22 protein-coding genes and 1 tRNA gene are annotated in these 20,451 nt (G+C 43.6%); 10 read left to right on the top strand and 13 right to left on the bottom strand.

What is annotated here, in order from left to right:
* Positions 1 to 26: 26 nt before the first annotated feature.
* Complete coding sequence (aroQ, locus tag LZG73_RS04155; RefSeq protein WP_233846353.1) at positions 27 to 443, top strand: type II 3-dehydroquinate dehydratase; 417 nt, start codon at positions 27 to 29, stop codon at positions 441 to 443.
* On the opposite strand, the gene LZG73_RS04150 is transcribed toward aroQ, so the two are convergent.
* On the bottom strand, positions 436 to 2,925 hold the full coding sequence (locus tag LZG73_RS04150) for a M14 family zinc carboxypeptidase (protein WP_233846351.1): 2,490 nt from the start codon (positions 2,923 to 2,925) through the stop codon (positions 436 to 438). The genes aroQ and LZG73_RS04150 overlap by 8 nt on opposite strands.
* Positions 2,926 to 3,184: 259 nt before the next feature.
* Between LZG73_RS04150 and LZG73_RS04145 the strand changes: the two genes are divergently transcribed.
* The 3 genes from LZG73_RS04145 to LZG73_RS04135 all read left to right on the top strand — a co-directional run bounded on the left by LZG73_RS04145 (position 3,185) and on the right by LZG73_RS04135 (position 4,054).
* A tRNA-Glu gene (locus LZG73_RS04145) sits at positions 3,185 to 3,256 on the top strand.
* A 91-nt stretch (positions 3,257 to 3,347) separates the two neighbouring features.
* Positions 3,348 to 3,767 carry an AAA family ATPase gene (locus LZG73_RS04140; protein ID WP_233846349.1) on the top strand — a complete coding sequence of 140 codons (420 nt, stop codon included), beginning with the start codon at positions 3,348 to 3,350 and terminating at the stop codon, positions 3,765 to 3,767.
* On the top strand, positions 3,764 to 4,054 hold the full coding sequence (locus tag LZG73_RS04135) for an AAA family ATPase (RefSeq protein ID WP_233846347.1): 291 nt from the start codon (positions 3,764 to 3,766) through the stop codon (positions 4,052 to 4,054). The genes LZG73_RS04140 and LZG73_RS04135 overlap by 4 nt, the downstream gene beginning before the upstream one ends.
* Here the strand turns inward: LZG73_RS04135 and LZG73_RS04130 are convergent.
* Positions 4,035 to 4,301 carry a hypothetical protein gene (locus LZG73_RS04130; RefSeq protein WP_233846345.1) on the bottom strand — a complete coding sequence of 89 codons (267 nt, stop codon included), beginning with the start codon at positions 4,299 to 4,301 and terminating at the stop codon, positions 4,035 to 4,037. The two genes, LZG73_RS04135 and LZG73_RS04130, sit on opposite strands and share 20 nt — an antisense overlap.
* A 104-nt stretch (positions 4,302 to 4,405) precedes the next feature.
* On the opposite strand from LZG73_RS04130, the gene LZG73_RS04125 reads away from it, so the two are divergent.
* The 3 genes from LZG73_RS04125 to LZG73_RS04115 all read left to right on the top strand — a co-directional run bounded on the left by LZG73_RS04125 (position 4,406) and on the right by LZG73_RS04115 (position 5,435).
* Positions 4,406 to 4,753 (top strand): helix-turn-helix domain-containing protein, encoded by a 348-nt coding sequence (locus tag LZG73_RS04125; protein WP_233846344.1) that lies wholly within the window; start codon positions 4,406 to 4,408, stop codon positions 4,751 to 4,753.
* Positions 4,754 to 4,834: 81 nt separating this feature from the next.
* Entirely contained in the window at positions 4,835 to 5,020 is a 186-nt protein-coding gene (locus LZG73_RS04120; protein ID WP_233846343.1) for a type II toxin-antitoxin system HicA family toxin, read from the top strand.
* A gap of 7 nt (positions 5,021 to 5,027) precedes the next feature.
* Positions 5,028 to 5,435 carry a helix-turn-helix transcriptional regulator gene (locus tag LZG73_RS04115; RefSeq protein ID WP_233846342.1) on the top strand — a complete coding sequence of 136 codons (408 nt, stop codon included), beginning with the start codon at positions 5,028 to 5,030 and terminating at the stop codon, positions 5,433 to 5,435.
* A gap of 28 nt (positions 5,436 to 5,463) precedes the next feature.
* Here LZG73_RS04115 and LZG73_RS04110 read toward each other — a convergent pair whose 3' ends face one another.
* The 3 genes from LZG73_RS04110 to LZG73_RS04100 all read right to left on the bottom strand — a co-directional run bounded on the left by LZG73_RS04110 (position 5,464) and on the right by LZG73_RS04100 (position 7,475).
* Positions 5,464 to 6,057 (bottom strand): hypothetical protein, encoded by a 594-nt coding sequence (locus LZG73_RS04110; RefSeq protein WP_233846341.1) that lies wholly within the window; start codon positions 6,055 to 6,057, stop codon positions 5,464 to 5,466.
* Between the two features lie 41 nt (positions 6,058 to 6,098).
* The gene (locus LZG73_RS04105; RefSeq protein ID WP_233846340.1) at positions 6,099 to 6,284 is read right to left on the bottom strand and encodes a hypothetical protein; all 186 of its coding nucleotides are present in this window, start codon (positions 6,282 to 6,284) and stop codon (positions 6,099 to 6,101) included.
* Between the two features lie 84 nt (positions 6,285 to 6,368).
* Complete coding sequence (locus LZG73_RS04100; RefSeq protein WP_233846339.1) at positions 6,369 to 7,475, bottom strand: MBL fold metallo-hydrolase; 1,107 nt, start codon at positions 7,473 to 7,475, stop codon at positions 6,369 to 6,371.
* A gap of 134 nt (positions 7,476 to 7,609) precedes the next feature.
* On the opposite strand from LZG73_RS04100, the gene LZG73_RS04095 reads away from it, so the two are divergent.
* Both LZG73_RS04095 and LZG73_RS04090 read left to right on the top strand, forming a co-directional pair.
* Positions 7,610 to 9,484: a CocE/NonD family hydrolase gene (locus LZG73_RS04095; RefSeq protein WP_233846338.1), complete on the top strand. Its 1,875-nt coding sequence runs from the start codon at positions 7,610 to 7,612 to the stop codon at positions 9,482 to 9,484.
* A 32-nt stretch (positions 9,485 to 9,516) separates the two neighbouring features.
* On the top strand, positions 9,517 to 10,296 hold the full coding sequence (locus tag LZG73_RS04090; protein ID WP_233846336.1) for a ThuA domain-containing protein: 780 nt from the start codon (positions 9,517 to 9,519) through the stop codon (positions 10,294 to 10,296).
* Positions 10,297 to 10,303: 7 nt separating this feature from the next.
* Here LZG73_RS04090 and LZG73_RS04085 read toward each other — a convergent pair whose 3' ends face one another.
* Entirely contained in the window at positions 10,304 to 11,710 is a 1,407-nt protein-coding gene (locus LZG73_RS04085) for an FN3 domain-containing metallophosphoesterase family protein (RefSeq protein ID WP_233846334.1), read from the bottom strand.
* A 117-nt stretch (positions 11,711 to 11,827) separates the two neighbouring features.
* Between LZG73_RS04085 and LZG73_RS04080 the strand changes: the two genes are divergently transcribed.
* On the top strand, positions 11,828 to 14,026 hold the full coding sequence (locus tag LZG73_RS04080) for a radical SAM protein (protein ID WP_233846332.1): 2,199 nt from the start codon (positions 11,828 to 11,830) through the stop codon (positions 14,024 to 14,026).
* Between the two features lie 6 nt (positions 14,027 to 14,032).
* Here LZG73_RS04080 and nagA read toward each other — a convergent pair whose 3' ends face one another.
* From nagA to LZG73_RS04045, 7 genes are all read right to left on the bottom strand, one after another.
* A complete protein-coding gene (nagA, locus tag LZG73_RS04075) occupies positions 14,033 to 15,142 on the bottom strand; it encodes an N-acetylglucosamine-6-phosphate deacetylase (protein WP_233846330.1) in 1,110 nt (369 codons plus the stop codon).
* Positions 15,143 to 15,202: 60 nt separating this feature from the next.
* Positions 15,203 to 15,763, bottom strand: a complete 561-nt coding sequence (locus LZG73_RS04070) for a pentapeptide repeat-containing protein (RefSeq protein WP_233846328.1) — start codon at positions 15,761 to 15,763, stop codon at positions 15,203 to 15,205.
* Positions 15,764 to 15,783: 20 nt separating this feature from the next.
* Positions 15,784 to 16,080 carry a thioredoxin gene (gene trxA / locus LZG73_RS04065; protein ID WP_233846326.1) on the bottom strand — a complete coding sequence of 99 codons (297 nt, stop codon included), beginning with the start codon at positions 16,078 to 16,080 and terminating at the stop codon, positions 15,784 to 15,786.
* Between the two features lie 67 nt (positions 16,081 to 16,147).
* Positions 16,148 to 17,197: an acyltransferase gene (locus LZG73_RS04060; RefSeq protein ID WP_233846325.1), complete on the bottom strand. Its 1,050-nt coding sequence runs from the start codon at positions 17,195 to 17,197 to the stop codon at positions 16,148 to 16,150.
* A gap of 63 nt (positions 17,198 to 17,260) precedes the next feature.
* Positions 17,261 to 18,592 carry a hypothetical protein gene (locus LZG73_RS04055; RefSeq protein WP_233846323.1) on the bottom strand — a complete coding sequence of 444 codons (1,332 nt, stop codon included), beginning with the start codon at positions 18,590 to 18,592 and terminating at the stop codon, positions 17,261 to 17,263.
* Positions 18,589 to 19,473 carry a glycosyltransferase family 2 protein gene (locus tag LZG73_RS04050; RefSeq protein ID WP_233846321.1) on the bottom strand — a complete coding sequence of 295 codons (885 nt, stop codon included), beginning with the start codon at positions 19,471 to 19,473 and terminating at the stop codon, positions 18,589 to 18,591. The genes LZG73_RS04055 and LZG73_RS04050 overlap by 4 nt, the downstream gene beginning before the upstream one ends.
* Positions 19,474 to 19,498: 25 nt before the next feature.
* Positions 19,499 to 20,449 (bottom strand): hypothetical protein, encoded by a 951-nt coding sequence (locus LZG73_RS04045; protein WP_233846319.1) that lies wholly within the window; start codon positions 20,447 to 20,449, stop codon positions 19,499 to 19,501.
* Positions 20,450 to 20,451 lie beyond the last annotated feature (2 nt).

The following is a 20,451-nucleotide window of genomic DNA, read 5'->3' as shown; positions in this document are numbered from 1 at the left end:
AGAAGAACTGTTAATCTGATTATTGAATGAAAAAGATCCTGATCCTGAACGGCCCTAATTTGAATCTTTTAGGCAAACGCGAACCTGGCGTTTATGGTAATCAATCATTTGAGGATTATTTGGAAACACTAACAGGTCTTTTTCCTGACATTGAACTGCACTATTTCCAATCCAATCACGAAGGTGCATTAATCGATAAAATTCACGAAGTCGGCTTCACATTTGACGGCATCGTGATCAATGCTGGCGGCTACACTCACACATCCATCGCCCTGGCCGACGCGCTATCTGCTGTAACCACACCCGCCGTAGAAGTCCACATTTCCAACATCCACGCAAGAGAATCCTTCCGCCACCACAGTTACCTTACATCGCGTTGTAAGGGGATGATTTGTGGGTTGGGGCTGGGAGGCTATGAATTAGCAGTTCGATATTTTATCTAAACACCGCATTGCTAAACAGAATCTTGCCCGTATAGAGCATGGAGCGAAAAACGGGGTCGTCCATTAGGTAGACGATGTGGCCCCGGCCCATGTCCTGGACGCCCATTACTAATGTGTTTTTGAGTTTTCCGGTCATTTTGTTTCCTACGAAACCTGCCTTGTAGCCGGTGTCTGTCAAGTAACCCACATTCCAGCCCTCTTTTAGGTAATCCATTTCATACGCGTCGCGGACAAGGGTGAAATATTCCTTTCCGCAGCCGAAAGCCAGTGGATGTGTGGTGTCCATTGTGACCTGAAACATGCTGCCCGGCGAAGTGTCTCCTGCATCTTCTCTTTCCTGATCGCCGTATCTTTTGAAATTGTTGGATTCTTTCTTTCTGTCCGTGATCTTTTTGGTCAAATTAAACCCTGATTTTCCTACAAAAGCATCCGTTGCACGCTCCATAGCAATCACTTTTCCACCATTGCGGATCCAATTTTGAAGTGCTTCAAGCTGTTTGTCATTAATAATATCGGAATATTTGCCGTCTGGGAGGATTAATACGTCGATTTCATTCCAAGGCAATGTTGAAAGTCGAGAACCATTAACCAAAGTTACCGGATAACCAATTTGCTGCTCAAAATAATGCCACACAGCGCCGATTGAAGTTGCACTGATGCCTTCTCCCGTCACGGCAACCACTTTTGGCGCTTTAAGCGAAACAATGTAATCGCTGCCAAAGTCTGCACCATTGCTGACATAACCTGTTTGCACCGGTGTTAATTTTACAAAATGTTTGTTTGCAATAGAAGTAACCAGCTTGTCAAATGCCAGATTCTCATTTCCTTTTTTGGGAATAATCAGCGTTCCGGCTTCAAAGGAAGTCTTGTCTATTTCAAAAGGAATGTTTGAGCTTTTTACCAGAATTCCATTTTTCAACAAATCCCCCAGAAACGCAGCATGCTCGACCTCAGACCATTGCGTCAGGTAAGCGTAAGGGGAAGTAGTGGGAATCGGATTCTCAATTTTCTCAGCTTGATAAGTTGCGGGCGAAAGTTTTTCCTTTAAACCATAAGCTTTCAAACCATACAAATAAGCAAGTCCCCAACTCGTAACATCATATGTCACAGAGTCTTCCAGCACAGGTTTTGGTTCAAAAAGGATTCTAAGTAAGTTCGATTTAGGTTGATATGCGCTGATTAATAAGTCATTATTTTCTATTTTAAAGGCTTGCTCATTCAATGTCGTTAATTCCGTCCCTTTTATGGAAGCGGATTTTCCTGCAATGCCATAAACAAAACCCTGGCGGTTCATCCATTCGCTGAATGACCGAATACGTTCTTCGTTTCCTTTGGCTTTTACAATGTATGTTTTGAAATTTCCAGCCGGTGCATTGGCGGCATCTTCGTGAAACTTGATGAACTCAGAAACAATGCGTTCCTTTTGCGAAAGCACTGCTTCAAGCGTGGCCAAACTCGTCGCATAATGATGCGAAATGCGGCTTACGAGCGTCAATGTGTCGTGTTCGTCTTTGCGTTCAATGCCTAGTCCAGCTCTTCCGCCACCTCCCTGTTCATAAGTAACACCGATAGCGCCATTCACCGTCGGCCACGTGTCGCCGTAACTTGGATAGAAAAGATCGTAATTGTAGCGTGTGAAATATGCCCAGTTGTTTTTGTCAAAATATTTGCGGCAATATTCGCCAATAAGATCGTTGAACTGTCGCTGCCAGGCTGTTACATCCTTATGAAAAGGTTTAGCAGCAGGTGGGAAATAATAGCTTCTAGTGTGGCCCATTTCGTGGAAATCTGCGTGGAAATGCGGCATCCATTGGTTATAAAGCACAATTCGCTCTTTGGTTTCCTTTTGCGTTTGCCACGCCCAGTCGCGGTTCAGGTCAAATAAATAATGATTAAAACGTCCGCCAGGCCACGGTTCGTCGTGTTCCAATCCAAAAGGCGTAACATCTGGCGTCGCATTTTGAACGCGGTTATACCATTGCGTATAGCGGTCATAACCATCCGGATTAATGCAAGGATCGATCATAACGACCATATTTTTCAAGAAATCCTGCGTTAATGCATTCTGCTTATTGAGCAATTCGTACACGACTTTCATGCTCGTATTCGCCGACACAGACTCATTTCCATGCACATTATAACTCATCCAAACGATCGGCGGCGTTGCGGCATCCGGTTTTCCGTCAAGCAGCTTAATGCTTTTCAAATGGTTTGTTCGGATTTTTTCAAGGTTGGCAATGTTCTCAGCCGAAGAAATAAACGCCACCATCAACGGCCGCCCTTCGTTGCTGCTGCCGTATTCAACCAGTTTCACGCGATCCGTATTTTGCGATTGCAATAACTTAATGTAATCGACGATTTGATGATGAAATGCGAATTTGGAACCAAGTGGAAAACCGAGAAACTCATCCGGCGTTTTATTTTGCGCGACTGCCATTTGGGAAAAAAGCAATAGCAGTGACCAGCAGAAACGTTTAATCATATAATCCAGGAAGTGAAATTGAAAACGACAGATTCCAAAATTAGAAAGTTACCTCAATTTAACGGCATGGGACATTGAATAAAAAAAGTTTCACTTAGAAGGTTCTGGTTATGAGGATGCTGTAAAATAACTTCATTTTATTTCCGACCGAAGTTTGGAATTTAAAATCGCACCGTGCATCTTTGCACCACGATTTCGGAAAACGGAAACGAAAAGTGAAAGAAAGTGCTTAAAAAACGCGCGAAGTAGGAGACCAGTCGGCCCATTCGTCTAGCGGTTAGGACACGACCCTTTCACGGTTGAAACAGGGGTTCGATTCCCCTATGGGTCACATAACCGCGCGGAATGCGCTTTCAGAAACTACAAAAACCGCTTTACTTAAAGCGGTTTTTTTGTTGTTACATTAAAAAATACACACAACAATGCCATTCCTGACCAACGCCACCACAACCGAACTAGGCAACCCATCCGAATACCCGTTCAGCATCCCAGTCCTATCCAAAGGTCTAGACCTAGAATTCACATCAAACGTAACTTTTTTCGTCGGTGAAAACGGCTCAGGCAAATCAACAATCCTGGAAGCAATAGCCATTAAATGCGGTTTCAATCCAGCCGGAGGAAGCCAAAATCACGCTTATGATTTCTATGAAACAGAATCAAATCTTTCCAATTTCCTGAGGCTTTCCTGGCGCCCAAAACGAATAACCAACGGCTTCTTCATGCGTGCGAAAGCTTCTTCAATTTCGCCACATATGTTGATTCTCTTGACCTTTCGGATGCATATGGCGGCAAGTCATTGCATGCACAATCGCATGGTGAAGCATTTTTGTCGCTCTTTGTGAACAACTTCAACAGAGGCATTTACTTGCTTGACGAGCCCGAAGCAGCGCTTTCGCCGCAGCGTCAGCTTGCATTCATGTCGATTATTAATAGTTTGGAGAAAGCCGGAAATGCACAGTTCATCATTGCAACACATTCCCCAATTCTATTAACTTATCCCGGTGCAGTGATTTTTGATTTTGACCAATCGCCGGTTGAAACGATAAAGTACACGGAAACAAACCATTATCAGTTAACCAAAAGCTTATTAGACAATCCGGAGCGATATTTCAGAGATTTGTTTGATTAATCCCGGCAATTTCCTCCAAAGAAATAGTAACCCGCTCAATCCGGTCCACATCGCCACGGCGTGGATCTGAAAGTGCCTGAGCAACGGAACGCATATATGCTTCACCGGTTCGGGTGTCAAAAAACTGATCGTGTTTAGCAAGCTTGTCCCTCCATTTCGGACCCACCATTCCTTTCGCTTTTCCAAAACGTAAAAGCAGTCGTTGCTTAATTGGTAATGCCGGCTGGCGCGTCGTAGTTGTTTCCATTTGCATAATATGTGTAATTTGCGATAGACAGATAGTGTTTCACAAATATAACTCATTTTGATTTATTTCAAATCATTTTAAGTTTTATTGATTCGTATTATTGGATGTTTAACGTTTTAAGAGTCAAAAAACTTCGGGAAAGTCTTAATCTTAGTGAAACTCAGTTCGCTAAAAAGATTGGCGTATCACAAGCGACATACAATAGAATTGAAAAAGGAACCGGAAGCTTAACAGCAGATGCAATGAGCCAAGTCATTGAGCTCTTCGATGTAAACCCCTATTGGCTGTTGCTTGGTCAAGGTGGAGATGAACCTGTATTCATTAAATCAGATCAATCAAATCAAATAACAATCACCAAAGACGAGTTTATTGAGTTGCAGCGGAAGGCTTTGCGTCAGGAGGATCGGATTAGGGAGTTGGAGCGGGAGGTTAAGGCCTTGCGGAAGGGATAGTCATTTATAAAAAATAATTAATAAATATTTGACAAAGGTCGCAAATTTGCGACCTTTGTTTTTTTAACACACTATATAATCATGGATGCGAAAGAGTTGATCCGGCTGTTAGAACAGCGTGGTTGGGTGGAAGTCAGAAGCCGAGGCAGTCACCGTATTTTTAAGCATCCCGACAGCGAACAGACGATTCCAGTTGCTTGTCATGGCCATAAGGATATTCCAATTGGCACATTAAGAAAGATACTCAAACAAGCAGGCCTCAAATAGGGAAAAAATGAAACTAACGATCATTGTAGAAAAGAGCGATAACGAGTTGTGGGGACGCATTGAAAACGTTCCTAACTATTTGCCTGTGACGAGTGGAAACACATTAGAAGAAATCACGAGCAATTTAAGAGATTTGCTGGAAGACTTCATTCAGCATGAAGGGCAAGCAAGTGGAGAATGGGGCAATTTAAAAGCGAAAAATTTCGAATTTGATTACGCCTACGATTTAAGCGCATTTTTTGAACTCTTTGATGACATTAAGGTTGGAGCATTGGCGAAGCGAGCGGGCCTTAATCCGTCACTAGTAAGACATTACGTTGCCGGAACGAAATTTCCCTCTGAGCAGCAAGCCAAGAAGCTTGAAGATGCGATTCATGACCTCGGCGAAAAATTGAAAGAAGTTGTTTTGGCTTAATAATCCGAACTGAAAATTGAATAATGATTCAATCCACTAACTCAGGATCAAACAAATCAACCAACAATTCAGGATTCCTAACACATAAGTGAATGTGGTCATGCTCGCGAAACGTGCTCCCTGGGTAGACAGGGAAACCTTCTTGAAATGGTGCGCGGACTGTATCGTAATGCACATTAGGTTCTAGCATGTCAGCCAATACCACTGCATTTTCGATGACAACTTTATCAAGATATCTGAGGATAAGGTCGTCGTGATTGCCCTTTCCTTTCGGATGAGGCTCATTTCTTAAAGCTGGCATACTTGCTTTTTCCCATTCAATGAGCAGATCATCATAGGAAAATCGCAGAAGATTTTTTGCAAAGGAGTTGGATAAATCGAAACAGTGTCCCAACTCGATTTTTGCGCCAACAACAGCAGCGGAATTACCATGCATTTCTTTTGCCCAATCGAGTGCTCTTAGGAAGTCATTCTCCCAAAAGTAGACGCCAGCTCCTAACCAATCATAGCTATTGGCGCTTCTCTCAAATTTTATAGAGCCGCTTAAAATTTTGTTTTTGACTTGTGTATTACAGCCGTGAAAGCCGTAAACAGTCACATTACAGTAATGAAAAGGATGCATTATTATTTAATAGTGTGCGAATCAAAAGGTTGAATAGAAGCTCAGGCTCTTTTCCAATTATCAGGAATTCCTTCCTTGTAAACTTCACTTACCTCGTCGTTTTCATCGAGATATCCAATCTTTCGCAAATGTGCTTTTGCCATTTCCGCTGAATTTGGGGCATTTTCCAGCTCGATTTTCCTTGCCGCCACATACGCCCTTACTTTATCCACAAGCTCCTGGGTCATAATCGAAGGTGTTTAGATAATAACAAACCAATCTAAAAACTTCCAACTCAGTTTGCAACTTGAATGTCCCTGCGGTGGCTATGGTTAATTCTGCGGTTGCAACGCTTGGCTTTTCCACCATTCTGTAAACACATTCTCTCCCTTCAAATTAACTTTCTGCCCAATCATGGGCGTTACGAGTGGCATGTTTTGCTTTCTGGCTTCGAGGGTGGCTCTTTGGATGGGTTCGTTCCAGTCGTGGAGGGCAAGGGAGAATTTGGACCAGTGGACGGGCATTAGTTTGGCGGCTCTGAGCTCGTGTGCGGCGGTTACCGTCTCTTCTGGCATCATGTGGATGTATTTCCAGGCTTCGTTATATTGTCCGCATTCGAGGAGCGCGAGGTCGAATGGGCCGAATTTTTCACCAATTTTTTTGAAATGCTGATCATATCCTGAGTCGCCTCCGATGAAAATTTTCATGGTTGGCGTTTGTAGCGCAAATGAGACCCATAATGCCTTATTTCGGTTTAAACCTCTCCCGGAAAAGTGTCTGCCGGGTGTGACATTGACTTTGAAACCGTTGCCTAGATCAGCCTCTTGATACCAATCTTTTTCAATAATTGATTTCGGATTATAGCCCCAGAATTCCAAATGTTCGCCGGTTCCAAGGCCGGTAACGACGGTTTTGACTTTCGATTTCAATTTTAAAATTGTCGTATAATCCAAATGATCCCAATGGTCGTGCGAGATCAGGAGATAATCGATGGCGGGGAAATCTTCGACATTATAAACGTCTGTTCCCTTGAAACTTGGTGTAGTAAAATGAACGGGAGAGGCGCTGCCGCTGAAAACCGGGTCGACGAGGAATGTCTTGCCATCGATCTGCATGAAATAGGATGAATGTCCAAACCAGACGAGGACGTTTTCCGTAGGATTCAAATGCAGCAAATTGGTTTTTTGCGAAGGGATTGTTGCGGGCGGAATGTTGTATTTACTTTTCCCAAAAAAGAACTTGGTCATCACTTTTGCATAACTGTAACCCTCGGCCAAATCCGGCGTAAAGCTCTCATTCTGGAACTTTCCATCCCTGTAATTGGGTGAATTTTTGATCAATTCCAAACGTGCGCCGGAAGGTTGTTTGCCGAACTGCGGCCGATTTATAAAAATGTAACCGGCAAAGACTAGCAATGCCAGCAATATAAACAATATCATAAGGGATTTTTTAAGAATTCGGATCATTGAAAAACGTGTAGGGCAAATATTTGGGAAGGTAAAAAGTTTTACGTTTGACAAACACTTTCTTCTGTATTTTTGATCACTATATTTTCAATCATTTGTCGTCTGCCATGAATAAACCTTTCCTATTGCTGTTGTTAACGCTTTTCTCATGCATTTGTCAGGCACAAAATACGGCAGCTCCGGACTCAAATTGGATCAAAGAAAACTATATTAAAACTGAGCAATACATTGCGATGCGTGATGGAGTAAAGCTTTTTACGGCCATTTACTCGCCGAAAGATTCGTCTCAAACTTACCCGATTCTCATGCAGCGCACGCCATATTCGGTGCGGCCTTATGGTGTGAATAAATATCGCCGCAGCCTCGGGCCGAATGTGTATCTGATGCGTGAAAAATACATTTTTGTTTATCAGGATGCGCGCGGGCGTTACAAAAGCGAAGGGAATTTTAGGGAAATGACGCCTGCAATTGCGAAGAAATCGGGTAGCAAGGATGTGGATGAGTCGAGCGACACTTATGACACGATTGAATGGCTTTTGAAAAACACAAAAAACAATGGTAATGTGGGCCAATCGGGCATTTCGTTTCCTGGATTTTACTCTTCTGCCGCATTGCCTGACGCGCACCCTGCATTGAAGGCCGTTTCGCCGCAAGCGCCTATGTCAGATGAGTTTATCGGGGACGATTGCTATCACAATGGTGCATTTTTCCTGATGGATAATTTTGGTTTTTACAGCGGTTTCGATGGCCCGAAAAGTGCGAATGGAGAAAATTACAAGCCGTTTTTCAATGCTGAATATAAGGACGCCTACAAGTATTTTCTGGACTTCGGCCCTTTGAAAAAAGCAAATACGGACGCTTATTTTTCCGATCCAAACAGCATTTGGAGGCAGACTGTGGCGCATCCGGTTTATGATGAATTTTGGGAAAGCAGGAACATTAAAAAGCATTTGAAAAACATAAGACCTGCTGTTTTAGTCGTTGGCGGGTGGTTTGATGCTGAGGATTTATACGGAGCATTAAAAACTTATTCGGCCATAGAAAAGCAGTCGCCTGGGAACAATAATCGCCTTGTAATGGGTCCGTGGACGCATGGTGGCTGGGCCGCGCCGCAGTGGAAGTCATTTGCCCAATATCATTTCGGCGGCGATTTGAATAAGTATTTCCAGGAAGAGATCGAGACGAAGTTTTTTAATTTTTATCTAAAAGGAAAAGGCAATTTCGACCAGCCGGAAGTGACGGTTTATGAAACGGGCTCAAATCAATGGAAACACTATGATGTATGGCCGCCCAAAAACAGTCAGCCGACGCCTTATTATTTGAATGCAAATGGCACATTATCAACTTCCAAGGCTGCTGCAAAATCTGGTGAAACAGCTTATGAAAGCGATCCCGCAAACCCAGTTCCTTACACAAGTGTAACGGGTAGCCACAGGAATAACGCTTACATGGCCGAGGATCAGCGATTCGCTTCAAAACGCCCGGATGTGCTTAGTTTTCAAACAGATTCCTTAACCGAAGACGTTACATTGACCGGTGAAATCATTGCAAATTTAATGGTTTCCACAACCGGTTCTGATGCGGATTTTATTGTAAAAGTGATGGATGTTTGGCCTGCTAACACAACGGTTTCGGGTGCAAAGGAAGGCGATAAGGCATTGGATATGAGTGGTTATCAGCAAATGGTTCGGGCAGAAGTGCTTCGCGGTAAGTTTCGGAATAGCTTTTCAAAACCAGAGCCTTTTGTAAAAGATAAAATTGAAAAAGTGACAGTGAAACTGAATGAAACGGCCCACACATTCAAAAAAGGACACCGCATTATGGTGCAAATTCAGAGCAGCTGGTTTCCATTGGTGGACCGGAATCCGCAGAAGTTCTTGAACATTTTTGAAGCCAACGATGCGGATTTTCAGAAATCGAAAATTACGATTCACCACAATGCACAATATAGCAGCAGCATAACATTACCTGTTCTGAAATAAGGATGGTTTTTGATTCCTAAACACCTGAAATCATGAAACTTTTTACCGGGAAATTTTCCGTTTATCTGCTTGTGGGCTTGCTTTTATGGGCCTGCACGGTAGTCTTGGCTCAAACTAAAACACCGCAATTCAAAGTTCTCGCGATGGCTGAGCCGGGTGGGCATCATATTGAATATTCAAAGCGGGCGCGGCTTTGGCTGGACTCATTGGCCGCAAAGGAGAATTTCGCCATTGATTACATTGATAAAACAGATGCGATCAACGAGGCTTATCTGGCTAACTATCAACTCATTATTCAGCTGGATTACGTGCCTTATGCCTGGAAACCAGAAGCATCTGCGGCACTTGAAAAATACATTGATGAAGGGAAAGGCGGCTGGATTGGATTTCATCATGCCACATTATTGGGCGAATTTGATGGTTATAAAATCTGGCCGTGGTTTTCGGACTTCATGGGCGGAATCCGTTACAAAAATTACATCGGCGACTTTGCGGCTGGAACCGTTAATGTTGAGAAGAAAAATCATCCTGTAATGAAGGACGTTCCGGCTTCTTTTCTGGTCAAAAAAGAAGAATGGTATATTTATGACAAAAGCCCGCGGCCTAATGTGGATGTGATTGCGAGCGTCGATGAATCGACTTACTCACCTGATTCAAAGGTCAAAATGGGCGATCATCCGGTTATTTGGTCCAACCCGCAAAAGAAGGCAAAGAACATTTACATTTTCATGGGACATTCACCGGTTTTGTTTGAAAGTGATGCTTATAAAACCATTTTTAAAAACGCCATATTCTGGGCTGTTAAGAAATAAATGGGTATTATTTTAGCCCTTTTCTGCTTTTATACTTCTGAAAACGCTCATTATACTCCCTTAAATCAGCCTCCTTGAATGTTTTAAGATAATGTTCCGGCAGTTCCAGTCTCTCCTTCATTTGCAGCATTCCCTCCAGTTCCACCAGCGTATTTTTACCATTTTTATCTTTATTCAATTCAAAAGAATCATACAAATCGCCATTCACGGTAAAAGCTTTAAACGCAAGCTTGCTAGAATCCACGGTAATAACCTGATAAAGCTGTGTGTTAGAGGCAGCGCGATCCATCCAATCTTGTAAGCCAATGTCATACATTTTTGGACCGCTTACGGACACAACATAAATGGGACCGTTCGGTGTTTGTCGGCTTTGCCCGATTGGCATATTGAGGCCGCGGCCGTATGAATGATCATGTCCTTGCAGCACGATATCCACATTGTATTTCTTGTAAAGTGGCTCCATTTTCCTGCGCCAGCGATCATTGCTGCGGCCTTGTTTCGTGGAATAAACCGGATGGTGATGCACGACAATTGTCCAGCGATTTGGGTTGTCTTTTACAACGGTTTCAAACCAATCGGCTTGTCGGTTCATCGCCCGAATGCTGTTATCAGCTTCTTCGGAGTTTAGGAAAATGAAGCGATTGTTTTGATAATCAATGTAATATGCAGTTTCAATCATGCCTTCCGGGCCATTTTCCGGCAATGCAAATTGCGGTCGCCAGTGCTGAGAGACTTTCAGATCATTGTCTGTGTCTTTAAAATATTCATGATTTCCGGGAGTTGCCAGGTTTGGAATCATGCCATTGATCCAACCGCCTGCTTCAAACCATTCACCCCATTCGTGATCGGCATTGGAACGGTTGATCAAATCCCCTGCATGAATCATAAAATCAGCTTTGGGCAATGTTGCGTAAGCACCCCGGATCGCCCGCGACCAAAGTGACCGTATTTCCGTTTGAGCATCCCCAAAATAAAGGAAAGAAACCGGCTCATTTTTATCCGAAGCCGTCGTAAAATGAAACCATTCACTCCAATTTCCCCCATCGCCAACCCGATAAACATATTGTGTTGAAGGTTTCAGATCCGTAAAATTCACTTCATGATAATGTATTTGCTTTCCATCCAGCTTAACGGATTGCGTCAATGCATTCACAATCTTAGCATTAGGCACAAAATCCGGTGAAGGATCTGCTTCATGGATTGCGGCAACGCCTTTGGTTACGGTTGAATCCGTGCGCCAGTTAACGGCCTGAGATGTTGGAGGAGCGCCTTTGTAGCCGAGAATGATGCGGTCGGGGAATTTTGATGGAGGGTAAGTTTTATTTGTTTGGGCAAAAGCAGCCGGATTGCTTAAAAGCAAGAGAAGCCATAATGTGATAACCTTCAAAAGTGTACTTGGGGAAGCGATAGGCATGTGAGAAATTAGGGTTGAGGTGTTTAAGATACTAGAATCATCGTCAATCGGGCGATAAATTATTGACGATCTTTTTCTGTTACAGTCGTACCTTTGTATCCATAAAATCACTTCGTCTTGCATCAGAAAACACTTTTCATCACCCCACCATTCACCCAGCTTAACACGCCTTATCCTGCGACGGCTTATTTGAAGGGGTTTTTGAATACGCTGGGAAGGGAATCTTATCAGGCGGATTTAGGAATTGATGTGATTTTGGAGCTGTTTTCTTCCAAAGGTCTGCGGACGCTTTTTGATAATCTAGACGCGTCAGACATTGAGCTTTCTGAGAACAGTTTCCGCATTTATTCACTCAAAGACGATTACATTTCGACGATTGACCAGGTTATTCGTTTTCTTAAAAATATCAATCCAACCTTAGCCCACAGCATTTGCGACCGCAGTTATTTGCCGGAAGCCAGCCGTTTTCAGCAGTTGGAGGATATGGACTGGGCTTTTGGGACGATGGGAATTCATGATAAGGCGCGGCATTTCGCGACGCTTTATCTCGAAGATCTGGGCGATCTCATTCAGGAAGCCGTTGACCCGCATTTTGGTTTTAGTCGTTATGCGGAGCGATTGGGAAGGTCGGCCACGAGTTTTGACGAAATGGAAGCGGCATTGGAAGCGCCTGATACGCTTTTGTCCCAAACATTGACCCATGTTTTGGAACAAAAAATACAAAAATACCAGCCCGACATCGTCTGCATATCTGTCCCGTTTCCTGGGAACCTGTACGGCGGTTTCAAATGCGGGCAATATTTGAAAAAGCATTATCCCGACATTCAGATCGTCATGGGCGGCGGTTTTCCCAACACGGAATTGCGCACATTGAAAGAGCCGCGCGTTTTTAATTACATTGATTTCATTTGTCTCGATGACGGTGAAGCGCCTTTGCTTTCGCTTCTGGAATATCTGGATGGAGAAAGGGAAATTTCGCAGCTCAAACGCGTTTACTCGCGGGTTAATGGTGAGGTCATTTATCACAATGGCGCGAAGGAAAAGGATGTGCCGCAGCGCGATACGGGCACGCCGGATTACAGCGATTTGCCATTGCATGATTACTTGTCGGTGATTGAAATTGTAAATCCGATGCATCGGCTCTGGAGCGATGGTCGGTGGAATAAGCTAACCTTGGCGCATGGCTGTTATTGGGGGAAGTGCTCATTCTGTGACATTTCGCTGGATTATATCAGACGTTATGAGCCTATGACGGCGGCTTTGCTTTGCAACCGCATTGAGGAGATCATTGCGCAAACACAACAAAACGGCTTTCATTTTGTAGACGAGGCTGCGCCGCCCGCATTGCTTCGCGATCTTGCGCTTGAAATTATCAGAAGAAAACTGACTGTTGTTTGGTGGACTAACATTCGTTTTGAGAAAAATTTCACGCATGACCTTTGCCTGTTGCTGAAAGCTTCGGGATGCATTGCCATTTCGGGCGGTTTGGAAGTGGCTTCCGACCGGCTCTTGGAACGCATGAAAAAGGGTGTAACCGTTGCGCAGGTCGCACGCGTTGCGGATGCATTTACGCAGGCAGGCATTATGGTGCACGCGTATTTAATGTATGGTTTTCCCACGCAAACGGCCCAGGAAACGATTGATTCATTGGAAATGGTCCGGCAATTGTTTCAGGCTGGCATTGTGCAATCAGGGTTTTGGCACCGGTTTGCGATGACGGCGCATAGTCCCGTTGGTCTGCATCCGGAGGAGTTTGATGTGATGCGGATTGGGCCGGATATGGGCAAGTTTGCGAACAATGATTTGGAGCACAATGATCCAACGGGCGCCAACCATGACCTGTTTGCTGAGGGTTTGCGCAAGTCGCTTTTCAATTACATGCACGGTATTTGCCTGGATTTTCCACATTCCAGGTGGTTTGATTTCAAAGTGCCGCCGACTTCTATTCCTCCGAACTACATTGAAAAGAGCATCAGCGAGCTTCCTGATCTCGCAAACAGGCCCCATGCAGTTGTAACCTGGCTGGGAAGTTTGCCGGAAATGTCTGTGTTCGAAGAAAAACGAGGCAAGAAAATTTATGAAATAGCAGAATTGGTTTTTTACAACAAGAAAAAGGAGTGGGCAATTGAAACCGAAGTTGCTGTTGGTGAGTGGCTTGTGGAGGTTATGCCTAAGTTATTGTCTTCCAATGCCGAGGCTTATCCTTTGGAAAAACTAAAAAATGAATTCGAAGCCGCCGGACTGGGCAGCTTCGAAACGTTTATGACTTCTATGACGTGGATTCAACTTCGGGCAGGCGGCATGCTAATCTTGTAAGCCAAATCACATTTTCAGCACCGAGAAATTTTCAAGATTATTGTCGAAAGTTGTGAATGTTGCCGGGTAACCAATGGCAATGCTGCCGATTTCTTTCTCCAATCCCAATGCTTTCGCTGGCCTGATTGTGGCCATTTCAATCGCTTCCTGCAAGGGAATGCCGATCACATTCACGGCATTACGAACTGCATCTGGCAACGAAATGGTTGCTCCGGCGAGGTTGCCGTCAGAGTTGGTGTAACGTCCATCCTTCAAGTAAGCGTCAAATTCTCCCCATTTGAATTCTGTCACTTTTTCACCTAAAAACAATGCATCAGAGATCAGGAACAGCTTGTCTTTCTTGATTTTGTAAGCCACGCTGGCTGCACCAAAATCACAATGCACACCATCAATAATCAAAGGTGCGTAAACGGATTCATTGTCAAATGTGGCACCAACCAAACCCGGAGCGCGGTGACCGAATGCCGACATGGCGTTATACAAATGCGTCACAAGCTGGATTCCCTGATTAAATGCGGCCGTTGCTTCGTCATAAGTCGCGTTAGAATGTCCTGCGGAGACGGTTATGCCGGATTCCAGCAACATTTGGATCTGCTTGGTTGTGAACATTTCCGGCGCAATGGTGATCAGCTTGATAATGCCTTTTCCGTGACGGATAATCTCTTCCAAATCTGCATTCGTCGGTTTGCGGACATAACCAGCCAAATGTGCACCGCGTTTAATCGGATTAAGGAAAGGACCTTCCAAATGCATCCCTAACACGCCAGATAGCGGGTTTTTGGCAATGTAATTGCGAATGGCCTCAATTCCTTTGAGAATGTTGTCTTGCGGAGATGTGATAAGCGTTGGCAGCACGTAAGCCGTGCCGGTTTTGAGACTGGCCTGATAAATGTCGTTAATGGTTTCTTCGTCGGCCCGTTCTGTGAAATAGAACTTTTCGCCGCCGTTAATGTGACTGTCAAAAAGTCCGGGGGCGAGATTGGCCACACGCGTTACAGAAGGATCTGGTTCCGCGTATTCCATGCCGGCAATTTGCCCGTCCAGGATTTGTATGCGTTGATTTCTAAGAATTTCCTGACCGGTGTAAACGGTTTCGGCAAACAAATGAATTGACATAAATGTTAAAGGTCGGTTTGGAGCCGTCAAGAAACGAAAAATGCCAGGGCGGTCAAAATGCTACTTGATAATAATGTCGAATTTGGTCAATAATCCGGCGAGGTCGGAGGATAAGAACTTGGCTTTGCGGATGTTGTTGTTGGTGGGGTCGATGGTGAAATTCTTGCTGTTGGAGAAGTCGACGCCAGCTAAATTGGTGTTGTCGAAAACAGCGTCCCAGAAATCGCAATTGAACAATTTGGATTTGGAAAGATCGGCTTGGGTGAAGTCTGCGCCGTGAATTTTGCAATTGCTGAAAGTGGATTTGTTCAGTTTCTTGCGTTCAAAAATGGCATAGTCAAGAATGCAGTTCTCAAATTTTGCTGCAAATGCAAAATCCTTGCTTTCAGAAAAATTGATTCCTAACAACTTGCAGTTAATGAACTCAATGTCTGAGATTTTGCAATTTTTAACCTGCGCATTGCTCATGTTGCAATCCTGAAAGATGCAGTCAAGAAAGTCAATGCCTGAAAGATTTGAAAATGTGCAATTGAGAAATTTTACTTGTTCGTAACTCGTTTCAGCCAGATCTTCAATGCTAAAATCTTTGTTTTCGATAACTTCTAAATCGCTGCTTCTCAAAACTTTCAGGGTTGATTTTATTAAATGTATTTCTTGATAATCGATTTGAGCTGATCGGCCTGCACAACGCCGGATTGTCTCCACATCGGTTTGCCATGTTTGAAGACGATCAATGTGGGCACCCCTTGAATTTTATATGCGTTAGCGGCCGATTTGTTCTTGTCAACATCCACTTTAATTATCGTCGCCGAGTCACCCAGTTCGGATTTTACTTTTTCCAAAATGGGCTTCATCATTTTACAAGGACCACACCATTCAGCCGAAAAATCGACGAGGACGGGCTTGTTGCTGTTGATAAGTTCTGCGAAAGTAGCCATAATTTCTGCTTTGGTTTTTAAGGATAACCCTTCAAAACGCCGAAAGGTTTACCCTTATCATCAAATTTCATTCCAATATTTCCTTTAAAAACTTGCCGGCTCTTTTCTCAATAAATTCGTAAGTAAAGTGTGAATACAGAATTGTCAGCGAAATGGAAGTCACCAGTGAAATAGCGATTACGCCTTCATTAACAGGCGATTTCAATGCGCGGAACAAAATCACATTGACCAAAATCAAGATAATGGCGTGATTTAGATAAATGGAATATGAGATTTTTCCCAGATATTGAAATGACTCACTTTTAAGCAATTGTGTGACAAGTCCTCTCGAACTGGCAAAAATGACAATCCCGACCGCAAATATGAATGGAAAAACGAGTTTCCACAAATTAAGCTCCCAGTGATGAACCACATACATTGCGGCAATCAGGAATAACAAGAACGGCATTTCAAATGCTGACAAACTGAATGTGCGCTTGCTCAGGACAAGATTCGTGAAAATGCCGAGGGAAAAACAAAGCATTCCACGCACGAAACCATAATCGTAGGCGAGTAAATATTCACCCCTTGATATGATAAAAAGACCTGATAAAAAGGCAATTATTGCAAAAGCGACATACTTGATTTTTGGTAAAAACAAAATGACGAGTCCAAACACAGCATAAGAGACCATTTCGGCGGATATGGACCAGGCTGGATAATTGTTGCTGATCCACGAGCCAAATACGGGCGTAGAACCCATGAATGTAAGCGTGTCTAAGGCGGTGTAGGCGTAATAATCCAAGCCGAGGCCACTTGCGTTTTTCATCGGGCTATTTTCTCCGATCAGGTTGGCAATGATGAATATGATTTCTGTGAAAAATAACAGCGGGAAAAGTCGGATAAACCGCTTTTTCATAAATAAGCCGAAATCCTTCGCTGTTTTCACTTTCCCTACATAATTCATTGCGATTACAAAACCGCTTAATACGAAGAAAAAGTCAACAAAAAGGCTGGAATTGATGACGAAAAAGTTGTTGTAAATGATCGATTCTTTGAACGCATTGTGATGGTGGGCGATTACCAAAATCGAAAAAATGCCTCTTAATCCATCTAATTGTTCAACGCGGTCTCTCATGAGCAGGGTTTCTCGCTGGTTGACTCAAAAAGGCCAAACGAGTTGTTGTAATAGGGAATGGGGTTAGCTGGTAACCGTTGTAAGTTGCGGCTGGACCGGCCTTCTTGAAATGTTGTCGAGGTATTTTATTCCCAAAAACCGGATCATGACCAGGTAAGGAAACCAAAATGCAATGTCGTAAGGCCTTCCACCGGTAAAAAGCAGGACAGTTAATGACAAGAAGAAATAGGCAAGGAATGTGGTTAGCGGATTAGTATATCGCCGAATTTCACGCATGGCGAAGAGGAATAAAAAGAAGTTGAATCCTGCGAAAAACACAAATCCAAATATTCCGTGACTTACCCAGGATTCCAGAATCGGGACGTCGAGATAATCGGATTTGTAACCTCTTCCGAGGAAAACGTCCCATGAAAATATCGTCTCCGTAAATTCACCAAAGCCACCAACACGGCCCATCGCCGACGCATCCGTGTCGGCTGTGTCTGTAATTCTCACCCCGGTTGACGTGAAAATTACGTCCATAATTCTGTTTTGGAAAATGTCCCAATAACCGAGCAACATGTTAAAAACGTTGCCATATCGGCTTAAAAAATATCTGATTCCGATCAAGATGAGCACAATGAATGCCATGTTTCTCATCTTAAAGGCGCTGCCGATTGCAGAGAAAACATTGGACACCTTAAAATGCAATATGAAATAAGCGGCAATCATAAGGCCGACGGCCAGATAGCTGGATTTTGCAAGGGAAATAACGATAACGCCTACGCTGAACAGCGCCGAGAAGAAAAGGAAGAGCTTGGTTACAATGCCTGGTGTCCTATTGAGCATTACCATGGCTGATAATAAGCAAATAATCCCATTTCGCGCGGTAATGTGCGGATTACCACCGGGTTGTGCGCTTTCGTTGGCAAAATTTACCGCAGCACGCATCCCGGGCGTCCAGTTCGGGTCATTTAAAATGGAATAAACGAGTGTTATATTCGTAAACAAGGACATCAGGAAAAGCATCATTACGAGCGTGTCCTTGACATCATTGGGCACATGCAGCAGCAAAACGAGAAAGCCAAAAATGAAGACATAGTTACCAATGTCAGCGACGGATTTGCCCTGCTTATTGATAAACATGAAATAATAAAGTGTAAGCAGCAGAAAGCCAAGGCCCAAATTAAGCAGGATTACATTTGGCTTATAAAGTCTTTTGAAAAGGTGCATCGGCACCATCAATGCAAGCGCCAAGCCGAAAAATATGGCTGTGAACACACTGCTGGCCGGCCCGATTCCCAGCGTGTCCCTAATAAAAAATATCAGAGGGAAACCATTGAACATCATGGCGATGCCAACAGCATATCTGAGATTGGTAAAATTAGTAGCTAGGTTAAGTAGACTCCAATTCATCTGGAAAATCTGTAACGGATGTATTTCAAATCCAAGCGCAGCACGAAATATGCTATTTTACGGACCCGGCACCAAAGATACCTTATTTTGTTGAGAGGATCTGAACCGTTCGTTGAAATGTACAATTTTTGAATCTTCGCATGCTCTTCTTTTCCAACAGATGCAATCGTGGATGACTTCGCGTCCGGATGCACACGCAATGCGCCCGCCAGGCCATCGACCTTCCTGACTTTGGTCGTTTTTGGATGCGTGTAACGTGTTATGAATTCATAGTCGAATGCAAACCGGTAAGACTCGTCAAATTTGCCGTATTTTTCAACAAGCGAACGTTTGAAAAACAATGATTGATTGTGAATCTGCATGCCCTCTAATAACTGGCTTTGCAAGCTGTAAGACGTTGTTTTTAAAACTTCCGTCACCTCGTCATCTGGCGTGATCATGTATAAATCGCCGTAAATGACATCGTCAGGCTGGTTTTTCACTGCTTCTCCAAAACGAGCAAATGTGTCTGGAAAATATACGTCATCGGAATTTTGGAAGCCGATATATTCGCCAGTCGCTCGTTCAAGCGCTTTATTGATTGCATGGACCTGGCCGCGATCTTTTTCAGAAACCCACCAGCTAAGATATTTCTCATATTTTTTAATAACCTCAACACTGTAATCCGTCGAGCCGCCGTCGACGATCATGTATTCCAGATTGGGATAATTCTGGTTCAGAACGCTTAAAATTGTTCTTTCCAGATAATCTGCCTGATTGTAGGATGGCGTAATGATGGTCAATTTTGGGAAGTTTCCCCGGCTAGCGGACTGAGCGCCATTAATTCTCAGTTCAGATATAAAACTCCGCAAGTCCTGCGTATTTTTTTCAAGGAAGTGCATATAGTTTTGGTTCCGCTGTAAAATGTTAAAATTGGTCAATGAATGCAGTGAACGATTTCAATCTGGCTGCAATGTTGTTTCTCAGAATCCTGTTTTTTTTGATGTCTGGGATTTTACCATATCCATTGTCAGTGTAAGCAGGAAGCGTTTTTTTGTATTTGCTCAAAATGCTTTTATAATTTGTATAAAGCGATTGGAATGCATTATTGTGCGAAAGTAAAGCCGCGTGATCGGACCAAACCGGATCATAATAGTCCAGGCCGGCAAAATCGAGTGATAAAAGCGGCTGACCTTCAACAAGATAAGCGCCATTTTTTATCTGCAAATCATTATTTAAAACCGAATGGAGGCCGTAATGCCATCCGGCATGCGCAATTTGGGTTGTTTTTGGAATCCAGACGAGCGTATAATTCAGCCAAAGCTGGTCCATATTTTTTCCGTTGCAAAGATCAAATGCGGCCCTGTCTATCGTGCGTTCTGCCCACCAGTTGAGCATTCTGCCAGTTTTTTCACCCGGTTTTAAAATCCAGCTTCCGGAATGAAACATGCCAATGTTTAAAATGCGCTTATCATCCAGAAGCTTCGAAGGCGACAACGGTTTTCGAATGTTCGGTGTCAAATGCATGTCTGAATCTGGATTGACGACGTCTTGAAAAGGCTTGATCAGCCAGACCGTGGGCGCCAGAAAAACAAGACTTTCACAGTTTTCATGCAATTGTAAAAGCTTCAATGCAAACCAGGGACGACATGCTGTCAACAGCTCAAAATTGAAATAATTGGCTTCCATGCGTTTCCATTCCGGAATATTAGCCTGTTCAATCGTAAGCAATTTGATGTGCGCAGGCAATTCTAATGGCGTCGTGTCGACCCAGCAGAGATAAAAAGTGTGATCCGGTTGATGAAGCAAGACGGAATCCGCCAGAGCTAGTGCATGGGCAAGGTTAATCCTGTTACAAACCGTGTAAATAATATTCATGT

The sequence above is a fragment of the Dyadobacter sp. CY326 genome (assembly GCF_021390515.1).
Classification (GTDB): Bacteria; Bacteroidota; Bacteroidia; order Cytophagales; family Spirosomataceae; genus Dyadobacter.
Note: the sequence above shows the minus strand (reverse complement) of the source record. Positions and strands in the feature narration are given on the sequence as shown.